This is a genomic window from Viridibacillus sp. KH_047, assembly GCF_057838945.1.
In genome coordinates, this window is the sequence record NZ_CM174479.1 from 1895618 (window position 1) to 1908300 (window position 12683).

Annotated in this window: 9 protein-coding genes and 1 pseudogene; 9 read left to right on the forward strand and 1 reads right to left on the reverse strand. The window is 34.1% G+C overall.

The genetic code is table 11. The annotated features are described in order from the left end of the window. Window positions 1–66: 66 nt before the first annotated feature. Window positions 67–207, forward strand: coding sequence for an IS3 family transposase (locus AC3IS5_RS09510; RefSeq protein ID WP_489427850.1), 141 nt, complete (start codon window positions 67–69; stop codon window positions 205–207). A 98-nt stretch (window positions 208–305) separates the two neighbouring features. Here the strand turns inward: AC3IS5_RS09510 and AC3IS5_RS09515 are convergent, their stop codons facing one another. Beyond that, entirely contained in the window at window positions 306–1661 is a 1356-nt protein-coding gene (locus tag AC3IS5_RS09515; RefSeq protein ID WP_489427586.1) for a transcriptional regulator, read from the reverse strand. 327 nt (window positions 1662–1988) lie between these two features. On the opposite strand from AC3IS5_RS09515, the gene AC3IS5_RS09520 reads away from it, so the two are divergent. The 8 genes and pseudogenes from AC3IS5_RS09520 to AC3IS5_RS09555 all read left to right on the forward strand — a co-directional run bounded on the left by AC3IS5_RS09520 (window position 1989) and on the right by AC3IS5_RS09555 (window position 12626). Continuing rightward, a complete protein-coding gene (locus AC3IS5_RS09520; protein ID WP_489427587.1) occupies window positions 1989–2987 on the forward strand; it encodes a carbon-nitrogen hydrolase family protein in 999 nt (332 codons plus the stop codon). A 504-nt stretch (window positions 2988–3491) separates the two neighbouring features. Then, window positions 3492–4835 (forward strand): YjiH family protein, encoded by a 1344-nt coding sequence (locus tag AC3IS5_RS09525; RefSeq protein WP_489427588.1) that lies wholly within the window; start codon window positions 3492–3494, stop codon window positions 4833–4835. Window positions 4836–5095: 260 nt separating this feature from the next. Continuing rightward, window positions 5096–5179, forward strand: a pseudogene (locus tag AC3IS5_RS09530) (IS3 family transposase); the annotation flags it as partial. Between the two features lie 346 nt (window positions 5180–5525). Then, a complete protein-coding gene (locus AC3IS5_RS09535) occupies window positions 5526–7508 on the forward strand; it encodes a methyl-accepting chemotaxis protein (protein ID WP_489427589.1) in 1983 nt (660 codons plus the stop codon). A gap of 631 nt (window positions 7509–8139) precedes the next feature. Further along, window positions 8140–8685, forward strand: a complete 546-nt coding sequence (locus AC3IS5_RS09540) for a helix-turn-helix domain-containing protein (RefSeq protein WP_489427590.1) — start codon at window positions 8140–8142, stop codon at window positions 8683–8685. Between the two features lie 319 nt (window positions 8686–9004). After that, window positions 9005–10003, forward strand: coding sequence for an ABC transporter ATP-binding protein (locus AC3IS5_RS09545; RefSeq protein ID WP_489427591.1), 999 nt, complete (start codon window positions 9005–9007; stop codon window positions 10001–10003). Further along, a complete protein-coding gene (locus AC3IS5_RS09550; RefSeq protein ID WP_489427592.1) occupies window positions 9990–10994 on the forward strand; it encodes an ABC transporter ATP-binding protein in 1005 nt (334 codons plus the stop codon). The genes AC3IS5_RS09545 and AC3IS5_RS09550 overlap by 14 nt, the downstream gene beginning before the upstream one ends. Before the next feature lie 33 nt (window positions 10995–11027). Then, window positions 11028–12626: an ABC transporter substrate-binding protein gene (locus AC3IS5_RS09555; RefSeq protein WP_489427593.1), complete on the forward strand. Its 1599-nt coding sequence runs from the start codon at window positions 11028–11030 to the stop codon at window positions 12624–12626. The last annotated feature ends 57 nt before the right edge of the window (window positions 12627–12683 follow it).

The window sequence follows — 12683 nt, forward strand, 5'->3', positions numbered from 1 at the left end:
AGCATGAAGGGGTGCCCTTATGTGAACGCCGTATCTGAAGCGATGTTTTAGCTATTTAAAACAGAAATCGCTAACCGAGCACAATTCTCCTCACATGAACAACCCGCGCTTGAACTAGCTGATTATGTCCATTGGTTCTACAATATTCGAATTCATAGAACACTCGGGTATTTAACACCAGTGGAATTCAAACAGGAGCCCTTATGAAAGTTGTCCAGTTTAGTGTTGAAATACGAAAGTAACCCCTTATCATTGGTAGGTAGTAACTAAGAGATATCATATATTTTACTTTTCCAAAATGTTTTTTAGTTTGAGTCTCCATGTTTATCATTAATAAGTACTTGATTCAAAGTTATTTTATAGATTTTTTTAGGTCTGCCCCTTAATTTTTTTTGCTGCAAAAATAGTACTTTTGCATATCCATTTATCTCTAGTTTACTTAAAATTCGATATACACTTCTTAATGTTACCCCTAAATAGGTAGCCAAATCTTCAGCGGATAATTCATTAGTATGTACTTTTGATATTACAGCAAGTATTTTTTGAATATGCAACGAAGAGACGCCTGTCTGTTTACTTATTTTTTCAATATAAGGATCCATCGTATTAGAAAAATTCAACCATATTTCTTCGCCTAAAGGGCCAATGATTTGTTCATTTTCAGTAACAATATATGATACATTGCTGATATTCTCTATTGTTTGGCGATTGGCAATTTCCGCATTGTTACGTGCCTCATAAATCGTATTTCCGATTCCCCATCCACTATTCACTTTAAAAGGAAGTTCTTTGCTTAAATAATTTAAAATTGAACAGCATGTGAAATCTTTCGTAAATTCTTTTAGATCTCGATAGGTAGTAATAATTTCAAAACCTAAATGATTCGTTTGAATAATAAACGAACGATTTTCCTTTTCGCTATACTCCAACAGCGATTTATTTAACATGATTTTCTTAAATTCAATATCTTTAAATACAGAGTCATTTGTTTCCAAATTTTTGATTGTAATATTTCCAATAGCCACTCGATTTTCGATTAGATGTTGCAAATCAATCTCTTTTAATAATTGATTGATTTTTTCTAGCATGGATTCTTCAGAGGGATACATTACTACATGATTGATACTGTATTGCTTAAGTTTGTTCGATAATGCAGGAGTTCGTGTAATTGTAAAATCAACTTTACCTTGTTCCCATAGGGTTAAATGCCTAATAAACAAATCATCATATAATGACACTGTCATTAGGTCTTCTAAATTATCACAGTAGTAGTATGGAAGCTTTTTGTTTCCTAGTAATTGTTTAAGGCCAAGAAAGTTATTTTCGTTATGGATAAAATCGATTAATATTCTAGAAATATCTAAATTAGGATTAAGAATTAGCAATTTGCTTAAACATTTATAAAAGTCTTTTTCATTTATATCAAAATAAACGGTTGGAATATGAAAATCCTTTAACTCCTTTTTTAATAATGTAAAAGGAAATAACCCACCGAAAATAATTCCCTTAAAAAACTTATATTTTTGTAAATAGATATCCTTTATCTCAGTAGTATTACTGTATGGTAAGTAAACCAGTTCACATCTATCATTTAATAAAGGCTCCATTTTTTTAATAAATTCAATTGAATTAGATGCAGCAATAACGCCAATCTGAATCATGACTCCTCAACTACCTTCTTCTAAAAGTTAATCACTAATTAAGTATAACAAAAAATAACACAATTCATATTCTGATAATTCAGAAAGTGCATTGTGCTATTCTGTTGTATTTGTTATATTATTATTGACATGTCAAAAATGTGGCGAAAAATAAAATAGAGAAAGGATATAAGCATATATAGAACACTTATTTTGAAACTTTTTAGTGATTAATTCTATTATGACAATGTAGATAAAAGTGAAAAAATAATGAGGTAAAGTATCGAATAGTCATTGGGTGTACTTAGAATTGCGCGAATTTATTAATCTAATTAGGAGGAAATTTGAATGGGTAGATATCTTAACGTCTCTATTATACAAATGCCGACATCGCCAGATACGGTCACAAATCTAAAATATTTAAAAGAAACTGTAGATAAACTAATGACAGGGTATTTAAAACCAGAGTTAATAATAGGTGTAGAATACGGGATTAGTAAATCATATGCGGATACTATACCGGGTAAAATTACGGATTATCTATCTTCTATCGCTAAGGAATACGGTATATATTTCATTCCAGGTACTATGTATGAAAGAAATGATACTTTGAAAGAGGGAGAATATTACAATACTTGTCCGGTATTTGCACCTACTGGAGAGATGATTGCAGCGTATAGGAAAAAAGTTCCGTTCTGGCCAGGAGAGCCATCTATGCCAAGCTCCGATGATGATTATTGCATAATAGAAATTCCTGAGAAAAACATAAAAATTGGATTACTTGTATGCTATGACCAATTTTTCCCGGAAATCGCAAGAACACTAGCGCTTAAAGGTGCAGAGATGATTGTATGTCCCGCATCTGATCCTATGGAGTTTGATTATATTTCAGAAGTAATACCAAGAACAAGAGCTCTAGAAAATGAACTATATTATATATGGACATCAGATACATCTAACAATATTAACGGAGCGACTAATTGTGGTACATCTACAATAATCGGCCCTGAAGGTGAGGTCATATATAGGGCCGGAAACATACCAACAACATTTACTAAGACCCTAGACTTTGACTTAGTTTCCTTTAAAAGAGAATACGGAAGAGATCAACATCTTAATGCGCTCAAATATTTCAATGTAAAATACCCTTACGCTAACAATTTGGAAAGTGCACCTATATATAAAACACTTGGAAAGTTTACTACTACCCCAGAGGAGTATTCCAACAAGGTTAAAAATGTAGGTATAGGAACTATAGGGAATAAAGTAGATAAGATTAGCATTAGAAATAAGTATATAGATATCAAAAAATCGGAAGAGGACTTAATGGATTTTTTAAAAAAATAGTAGCTTACCATTAGAGTTTATTTGAAAAAAATATTTTTCCTGGCCATAAATATCAGAATATTATTAATTTTCTAATCAATTAACCGAAAAATAAGGATTAGTTTGATATATTCATTTAAATTGCCGTTCTATTTTCAACTTACTGTTATGCAAAGAAGCAAAAATTTGTTTGACTATATCTCACAAAGGTAATAAGACCAATAAGTCAAAAATGCTGTACTCTCCATAAATTTTAAAATAAATTTCATTTTCCTTTTATGAATAGTTCAGGATTATCGAAGAGTGGGATATAGGGAAGTCGCGAAAGACCCTTATAAGAGTCCTAATATTTTTATTCCATAGTGTTCTGTTAATTGAGCATCCTTCTCAAAACTATTACGACTCATATTTTTAAAAAGGAAGAAAAGTTAAGCTTAATCATAACTTTGCTTATTAGTTATTTCATCTTGAGAAGAGCCCTTAAATAAAGTAAGCAAAGAAGTTCAATACAAGGGAGTGAAATAAATGATAGATAATAATGCGGAATATTTAGGCGATGTTAAAGGTCATGCAAAATCCAGTAGACCAGTAGGGGCCTTGAAATTTTATTTATATTCTTTTATAGGGCTTTTTCTATATTTTATTCCTGTCGAAATAAATGGGGAGTCAGCAATCCTTCTTAAACATGCTATAGATTGGATAGGTGAAACTTTTAAACTATTCATTCCATATTATGCATTAATCATGGTGTTAATAGGAGGGGTGGTACCTGTTATTTCAGGGAAGTGGAAGGAGTCAATATTCGATTTTACTTTTACTGTGGCTAAATTATTAGGGTGTATTATTGCAGGAATGGCTGTTTTTAATATTGGACCTGAATTCTTAATGGCACCAGATATGATTCCGTTTCTATGGAATTTAATAGTAGTACCTATCTTACTTATGATACCAGTGACAATAATAAGTTTAGTACTATTATTAAATTATGGAATATTAGAATTTTTAAGTATTTTTTTCCAACCAATAATGAAATTAATATGGAAAACTCCAGGTTCTTCTGCATTAGATGCTATGGTTTCTTTTACTGGTGGATATGCTGCTGCAGTAATTGTAACAAATGATTTATATAAGAGAGGCATATATTCTTTGAAAGAAGCTATTATTGTTGCAACTGGGTTCTCGACAGTTTCAATAACATTTTTAGTGGTTATAGCTGATACTTTAGATCTAATGAAATTCTGGAATATTTACTTTTTTTCATGCTTTATCATTACCTTTTTAGTGAGCGCTATAACAGCTAGAATTTATCCTATTTCAAAAAAACCTAATACTTATTATGATAAACCTATTGAAGAGAAAACTGATATGTCAGGTAATATTTTTGTTAGGGCAACTAACGCTGGTATTGATGCAGCTCGTGATTCAAAATCATTATTAAGTAATCTTATAGATGGATATAAAGGTGATATGATAAAACTTAGTGCAGCAGTTACAGCCAGCATACTCTCTATTGGGCTAATTGGACTGCTTATTGCAAAATATACTCCAGTCTTTGACGTTATCGCCTATATTTACTATCCATTTATTTACTTACTACAAATACCTGAGCCAATGATTGCAGCAAAAGCTGTATCAATTGAGATAGTAGAAATGTTCTTACCTACATTATTAGTAGTAGACATGCCTATTATTACTAAATTTGTTGTAGCGGTTACTAGTACTACAGCAATACTGTTTTTCTCAGCATCAATACCTGCTCTTTTATCTACAGATATACCTATTAAAATAAGAGATCTAGTAATTATATGGATCCAAAGAACTGTATTGTCATTAATTTTTTCGGCAGCAATTGCACATATAGTGTTCTAATTTGAGGTTATTACTAGTGGCTGGATTGTATTGTTCAAATGTTAGGGTAGATAATTGTTTTATTAAGGAAAGCAATTGAATCGGATGTTCGAAATAATGATATTCTAAATCCTGGTTGTAACTTGAATTAGGAAAATAGTGAATTTTTCAATGTTTTACTTGAGGTTGTACAACTTAAATTAAAAAATATTCATTGCTAGTGAAATATGAAATGTACAGCTTGATAAAAACGTTTCAAAAGTCATCCCACTTTTGAAACGTTTTTCTCGTTCTCCAATAGTTACGTTCATTGGTTTAACAATATTCGAATTCACGGAACACTGGGCTATTTAACACCAGTGTAATTCAAACTGCAGAGCTTATAAAAGTTGTCCAGTTTAGTGTTGACATACCAAACGAAATCAGCAAATTATGCAACTACCCTCTCAAAAGGTCCACGGAAAACACCCGAGTGTACAACCATTCCCCAAAAGTCTCCAACTATCGTTTCAAATGGCAGTCGCTCACATCCAATGTAATTTTATGTTAAAGAATGACACTTTCGAGTGACATTTACTTATATAACGATTATTATTGACTATAGGTAGAAAGGATTATAGGTAGAAAGAAGTGGGAAGCTAGAAGAATCACCTATTGATTTGAAGCCTTGAACATAGATGTCATGCACCTAGATATGAAAGGGATTTTGAAATGAAAACAGCCTTTAATCCAGACAGCTTAAACAAAAAGTTGCTCGTAATCTTTTTATCGTTAACGATTATTCCATTAATAATTACGGTTCTCGTGATTTATTATGCAGTGGAACAAGGATTTACAAAACTGATTACGAATCAGCAGGAAGAGATAGAGCATACAATTCAAACGCAATTTAACAAGGCTTCCGAAGCCCTACTTGAGATTACATCGATTTACGCTACAGATGAAGAACTTGTCTTAGCTTTTCAATCAGAAAAGCGTGATGAACTACTACAAGAGGTGGAGGAAATCTACTCTCGTCTCCAGGCGGAACATGGACTAAATGTATTTGAATTTGGAAATACTTCGGGCATTGTGTCGTTACGTGGGCATAATCCAGAAAAGCATGGAGATGACAAGAGCGGACTTTCAGCGATTCAATCTGCGTTAGATGGCCAATCGATTTCCGGTTTTGAATTTGGTGCTAGTGGTCTTTCCGTACGTGCGTTTGCACCGGTAATCTACAACAATAAAGTGATTGGGACCCTACAAACAGGTGTTGACGATACTTTTCTAAAGGAATTGAACGAGATGTTGCAAGGCGTGACAATCGATTTATATGATAGAAGCGGAACAATTGTTGTCTCTTCCGAAGAGGAAAACGTTGGGAAGTCCATTAATCATGCTTCAATTTTATCTTCTGTTGAGAATGGGGAAACAATCTCCGAAAGTAATGATGAATATCTGAATTCCTATATCCCGATGTATGATCCGACGCAAAGTGAGATTATTGGCGCCATCGGCATAAACCAAGACATATCTGTTATTCAGAAAACGAAGCAACAAATTGTGTTGATCGCACTATTTATTACAGTCGGAACTTTGTTGGCTGTGCTGTTTATATCTATTAAGTTCAGTAAAACAATTTCGAATCCAATTAAACATATTGCTGGATTGATGAGGGAACTCTCTAAAGGTGATTTAACAGTTGCAATAAGAGAAAGTAACCGCAATGATGAAATTGGTCAATTAACGGAAGCGATGCAAGTTATGAAAAACACACTTCATGATACACTTCAACAAGTTGCTGACGCTTCTTCCAGCGTTTCAGCACAAAGTGAAGAATTAACCCATTCAGCAATAGAAGTAAAAATAGGATCGGAACTAATTTCCAGGACGATGCAAGAAATTACATCCGGAACGGAAAAACAAGCAGACAATGCTAGTAATCTCGCTAATACGATGGGAGTTTTTGCTACAAAAGCAAAGGAAATGAGTGAAAAAGGAGGGCTCATTCAAACATCCTCTATAGAAGTGCTTGGACTGACAAATGATGGACAACAAATGATGGCGTCTTCAGAGAACCAAATGAAGAAAATCGAAGAAATTGTTCAAGAAGCTGTTAGAAAGATGGATCACCTCGACAATCAGACGCAAGAAATTTCCAAGTTAGTTTCTGTTATTCAAGAAGTCGCAACGCAAACGAACCTCTTAGCATTAAATGCAGCGATTGAAGCTGCAAGAGCTGGAGAACATGGAAAAGGGTTTGCTGTTGTTGCAGATGAAGTAAGAAAACTCGCGGAACAAGTATCTGTTTCAGTAACGGATATCACAGGTATTGTTTTCAATATTCAAAGAGAGTCATCCGATGTATCCGAATCTCTTCAAAGCAGCTACATTGAAGTTGAACAAGGAACACGCCATATTAAAACGACAAGTGATACTTTAGATGTAATTACCGATGCAGTAACAGAAATGGTGGGGAATATTAAAATAATTGCTGAGAATTTATCAGATATTGCAGTAAACAGCCAAGAGTTGAATAGTTCGATTGTGGAAATTGCAGCAATTTCCGAAGAGTCAGCAGCTGGCGTCGAAGAAACTGCTGCAACAAGCGAACAATCAAGTAGCTCGATGGACGAAGTGGCAGTGGGATCAGAGAAACTAGCCAACTTAGCAAATGAGCTAAATGAGTTAGTTCGTCAGTTTAAGCTTTAAAATAAGTGCTTATTATTATAAAAAGAAATCCATATTTGTTTCTTTAGGAAACAGAAGCGAGACACTGTTCAGAGAAAAGAAGTCAGCCAGGTCAAATCTTGGTTGACTTCTTTTTTAGCAATGTGAAGGTACCAGGAACCAATACTATTCGGAATAGCTTGGGTTCCTGACACTGAATTATATTTTTAAAAAGTTTGACCGTTTTTGGCTATCCGATTATTAGTTCTAGTTTGATAGGATATGGCCGTCAAAAAAAGGAGAGGCCACTAAACATTCCTGGTGCTTCCGATTGCATATTATTTATTTAAAACAAAGAATCTTTTACAGTAATACTAATATTTATACATCACCTATCAAATTTATAGTGTAAGATCCATTCGGACAATGCATTTAATACGAGCAGCACCTCCTTGTAGGATACTTGTATTAGGCAATAAAATGACAATCTGAAACGCATCCTAGGATGCGTTTTAAATCTGTCATTAACCAATTTAAAAGAAGAGTGACTCTATATAACAAAGGTATCTTAAAATAACATTATATTATGAATGTTAAGAATATTTTAGGTAAAATCATAATAGATTACAGTTATACAGTAATTATTCCACTGTTAAGAGAAAGGATTTAAGTTATGGAAGAAATTTTTCAAAAAATAAAGCAATTAAGATTTGAACAAGGTTTGACTTTAAAGGAATTGAGCGAAAAGACTGATTTGTCTGTTAGTTTCTTATCCCAAATTGAGAGAGGAACATCATCACTAGCTATCACATCATTAAAAAGAATTGCTGACGCGTTTGGAGTGAAGATGATTCATTTCTTCGAAGAGACAGAAAATCTAAATTACGCAGTGAAAAAGCAAGATCAAAAACCTTTTAAAATAGAAAGTTCTGATTCTACTTATGTTAGGCTAAGCAATAATTTTACAGATAGAAAAATAGAACCATTTCTCGTAACAATAAAGCCTCACCAAAAAGAAAACGAACTATTTAAACATCCGGGTGAAGAGTTTTATTACGTTCTAAAAGGGGCTGTATTATTCACTGTTGACCAGAAGGAATATTATTTGCGTGAAGGAGAAGCAATACATTTCCCTTCAAGTCTTCCTCATATATGGGAAAATCCTATAAATCAAGAAACTATATTACTTTCCGTAATCACTCCAGTTATTTTTAACTAAACAAATAAATTTCATAAATTAAACACATAGAGCTTTAAGATTTCCGTGAACAAATAAAAGGAAGATCTACCCAATGATTTTAAGATTTGATTTCCTCGGTGGTTGTTAGAATTTCAGAACGGATCCATTTAGCAATCCAAGTGACTTGGCGAAAATTAAAGGAAGATTGCGAGCAATAGTTAATTGAATGTTCCTCAAGCCAAATTTTGTGATATAGATTAGTATGTTAAGTTTTCTGAATTATAAGTCTATTTATTTCTGTAGTATCTCTATTCTTTAGCAATCATTTTTAACAATACTTTTGAAAGAGGTGAAACGGATGACATTTCTAAGAGTTGAGGATTTGACGATTAAATTCAAGTCACGCCAGGGTGTTGTCAAAGCAGTAGATAATTTAAACTTTGAACTAGCGAAGGGTAGTTCATTAGGAATCGTTGGTGAAAGTGGTAGTGGCAAAAGTGTTACCTCCCTTACTATAATGGGACTTTTACAAAATGCTAATACTGAAATCACTGGAAATATTGATTTTGAAGGTTTAGATTTGTTAAAACTTTCACCTAATGAAATGCGGAAAATTAGAGGGAATTCTATATCAATGATATTTCAAGAGCCGATGACTTCACTTAATCCTTTACATACTTGTGGCAAGCAAATTATGGAACCAATCTTGATTCACCAAAAAGATGTAAGTAAAAAAGAGGCAAAAAATCATGCAATTGACTTACTAAGAATGGTAGGAATCCCTTCTCCTGAGCAGCGATTTCATGAATATCCACATCAAATGTCTGGTGGTATGCGACAAAGAATTATGATTGCCATAGCTTTAGCTTGTAATACCAAACTATTAATTGCCGATGAGCCTACAACTGCATTAGATGTTACTATTCAAGCGCAAATTCTAGATTTAATGAACAGTCTGAAGAAAAAGAGAGATATGAGTATTATTATGATCACCCATGATTTGGGTGTCGTGAAAGAAATGTGTGAGAAAGTAGTAGTCATGTACACTGGCCAAATTGTTGAAAAAAGTCCAACTGAGTTAGTATTTGCTGATCCTCTTCATCCGTATACAAGAGGATTACTTAATGCTATACCTAAAATCTCTAGTAAAGTGGAAAGACTTGAAGCGATTGAAGGCACTGTCCCTGATGCGTTGAATATGCCAAGTGGGTGCAGTTTTCATCCTCGTTGTAAATATGCAACAGTGAAATGCAAATTGGAAGCTCCACCATTATTTCAGCTAGAAGATGGTCGTGAAGTAAAATGCTATATTTATGACGGATCTGAAAAGAGTGATGATGTAAATGCTACAAAATAATTCAAATAGTATTGCTGCGGTATCAATCCACAATGGCACAGAAAACATTTTAGAGGTTTCACACTTAAAAAAGACCTTTCAAATTAAAAGCCCTGATGGAAAAAAAGGCTTACTTAGAGCAGTAGATGATGTTTCTTTTAAGATAAAAAAGGGTGAAACATTTAGTCTTGTCGGTGAAAGTGGATGTGGTAAAAGTACACTAGGTAGGACGCTACTTGGTCTATATACACCTGATCAGGGATCTAAAATTTTATTTAATGGGGAGGATATTACAAATTTCTCAAAATCAAAACGGAAAAATTTTGCTAAAAAGGCACAACTGATTTTTCAAGATCCATCTGCTTGCTTAAATCCACGGAGAACCATTAAGCAAATTTTATTAGAGCCATTCAAAATTCATAGAATACAAAATGGTGAAGCGAAAATTAAAGAACTAATGGATATGGTTGGTCTAGCAAGTCGTTTCCTCGATAGATTTCCTCATGAAATGTCAGGAGGTCAGAAACAAAGGGTTGGAATTGCTAGAGCATTGGCACTAGATCCAGATCTTATAGTGTGTGACGAACCTGTCTCAGCTTTAGATGTGTCAATTCAAGCACAGGTAATTAACTTACTAGAGGACTTACAGAAACAATTGAACCTTACTTATCTATTTATCTCACATGATCTAAGCGTGGTTCACCATATTAGTGACCGAGTCGCAGTTATGTATTTAGGTAAAATTGTTGAATTGACTACTCGTGATGAACTATATGAAAAAACGCAACATCCGTACACAAAGTCGCTCCTCTCCTCTGTTCCAGATATTATCGATGAACATCGAGAGAAGATTATTCTTACAGGGGATGTTCCAAGTCCATCTAATCCGCCTGCCGGATGTCGGTTCCATACAAGATGCCCTGTAGCAATGGATATTTGCAAAACACAGGAGCCTGACTTTATTCAAACAGGTAGTAAGCACTTTGCAGCATGTCATTTGCATAAAAAGTAATACTATAAAATTTTTTATAAAAGGAGAACTTAGATGATAAAAAAAATTTCTTTACTGTCTATCTTATTGGTATTGGTTCTATCACTTTTCGCCTGTAGCAATGACGAAGAAAAAACAAAAGAATCTGGAGGTACATCTAGCACGGATACAATTGTTGTTGGGGTTGCTTCTGACTGGAAAACCTTGGATCCTGCTCGTGCTTATGAAGTGTTTGGGAATTTCTATTTCTATGCAACATATGAGAATTTATACATGTTGGAAGGGTCAGAACTTACACCAAAGCCAGCCCTTGCAAAAGAATATACGGTAGATGAATCTGGACTTGTGTATACATTTAAGCTAGACGAGGGTCGTAAATTTTCGAGTGGTAATGCTGTAACTGCAGAGGATGTTGTATTTAGTTTTAATCGTACAATAAATTTAAAAGATAATGCTTCTGCTCTTGCAAACGGAGTTGCCAACGTGGAAGCGTCAGATGACAAGACTGTTGTCGTCAAACTTAAGGAAAAAGATGCATCATTTCTTTCGAAACTTACAAATAATGCCTTTGCAGTTGTAGATAGCAAAGTTGTGAAGGAACAAGGTGGATCAGATGCCGAAGATGCAAGTACAACTGATGCAGCAACTACTCACCTTGATGGGACATCAGCAGGCAGCGGTCCTTATGTATTGAAGAAGTGGACTCCAAATACAGAGATGGTTCTTGAAAAGAATCCGTATTATACGGGTACTGTGAATGCGAGTAAGATTATCATCAAAGAAATTCCGGATCCAAATACACAAATTCAAGCACTTGAAAAAGGTGAAATTGACGTAGCATTAAGCGTTGGACCTGACCAGGTGAAAAACATCAAAGAGGGTGGAAATTCAAAGGTTGTATCTTCACCAACTTCTACAATTTCATTCTTACTAATGAATAATAGTACTGAAATAGGAAAAGAAATGGCGGATCCACTTGTTCAGAAAGCTGTTCGTTACGCACTTGACTATAAAGGCTTCCAGCAATTAGCAGGCGATGGCGCACTATTACCAATGTCATTTGTTCAAGATGGTTTTGTTGGTGCAAAATCTAGACCAGATAATTATCAAAACTTAGAAAAGGCAAAGGATTTGATGAAAAAGGCAGGGTATGAAAAAGGCTTTACAGTACCTCTAACAGCTGCTAATTATGATTCAGAAGGACTTTCATGGGTAACAATTGCTGAAAAAGTAAAAGAAGATCTTGCGAAAATTAATATTAATGTGGAAATTCAAACTGGAGATGTTGGGGTTGTTATCGAAGACTATAGAAATGGGAAAACGCCATTCCTAGTTATGCACTGGTCACCTGACTACTATGATCTAAGCAACCAATTAGTATTTATTCCAGGCGATACTGTAGGAAAACGTGCGAACTGGCAACCTAAAGCTAATGCTGAATTAGTAAGTTTATCTGAACAAGCGAAAGTGGAAATTGATGATACAAAACGCGCAGAAATTTCTGGGAAAATGCAGGAAATAATTGCTGAGAATAGTCCTTATGCATTCTTAGTACAACACCCTAAATCATTTGCTGTAGGTGCCAACCTTGAAGGTGTTACTTATAACGACCTTTATAAATTACGATTAAATGAATTAAAGCTTTCAAAATAATTTTTTACAATCAAGCAGCTATACGTAGGTAGGTAACTATCTATCTACTTTAGCTAT

Excerpts from the sequence above, each read along its gene's own strand:
- AC3IS5_RS09520 (WP_489427587.1), top strand. The coding sequence starts at position 1,989 with ATGGGTAGATATCTTAACGTCTCTATTATACAAATGCCGACATCGCCA.
- AC3IS5_RS09535 (WP_489427589.1), top strand. The coding sequence starts at position 5,526 with ATGAAAACAGCCTTTAATCCAGACAGCTTAAACAAAAAGTTGCTCGTA.
- AC3IS5_RS09550 (WP_489427592.1), top strand. The coding sequence starts at position 9,990 with ATGCTACAAAATAATTCAAATAGTATTGCTGCGGTATCAATCCACAAT.
- AC3IS5_RS09515 (WP_489427586.1), bottom strand. The coding sequence starts at position 1,661 with ATGATTCAGATTGGCGTTATTGCTGCATCTAATTCAATTGAATTTATT.
- AC3IS5_RS09525 (WP_489427588.1), top strand. The coding sequence starts at position 3,492 with ATGATAGATAATAATGCGGAATATTTAGGCGATGTTAAAGGTCATGCA.
- AC3IS5_RS09545 (WP_489427591.1), top strand. The coding sequence starts at position 9,005 with ATGACATTTCTAAGAGTTGAGGATTTGACGATTAAATTCAAGTCACGC.
- AC3IS5_RS09540 (WP_489427590.1), top strand. The coding sequence starts at position 8,140 with ATGGAAGAAATTTTTCAAAAAATAAAGCAATTAAGATTTGAACAAGGT.
- AC3IS5_RS09555 (WP_489427593.1), top strand. The coding sequence starts at position 11,028 with ATGATAAAAAAAATTTCTTTACTGTCTATCTTATTGGTATTGGTTCTA.